General features: G+C 55.3%; 1 protein-coding gene. It reads right to left on the reverse strand.

What is annotated here, in order from left to right; all coding sequences use genetic code 11:
- Window positions 1–63: 63 nt before the first annotated feature.
- A partial coding sequence (locus RH88_RS11610) for an N-acetylmuramoyl-L-alanine amidase (RefSeq protein ID WP_005596102.1) occupies window positions 64–367 on the reverse strand: 304 nt, incomplete at its 5' end.

The raw sequence follows: 367 nt of genomic DNA on the forward strand, positions 1-367 counted from the left end.
GCCTTAAGACGCTGCTTACGGCCTGTGTGATACGCAATGTGCGCGCCCTTCATGGTGGCCGCCTTACACTAGACCAAAGTCACGGGCGTATTCAGTTGCCGCAGCCACCAAGGCTTGGCAGTACTGCGCTTTACGCTCGTTTAAGATCTCAAAGTCGTAGTCGTTACTTAAAAAGCCAGGTTCGACAATGACACACGGCGCTTGGGTGTAGCGCAGCAGATAACCGCCGCGGTCTTCGGCTTGACGGCTCTTAATGCCGCGGTCACGAAGGCCCAATGCTTTTACGATGTGCTTTTGCACTGCGCCCGCTAAGGCTTTGCCTTTCTTACTGGTGTGGTAGTAGAGCGTTTCGGTGCCGTGCGCTTGC

It is taken from the genome of Vibrio scophthalmi LMG 19158 (assembly GCF_000222585.1).
In the GTDB taxonomy this organism is placed as follows: Bacteria; Pseudomonadota; Gammaproteobacteria; order Enterobacterales; family Vibrionaceae; genus Vibrio; species Vibrio scophthalmi.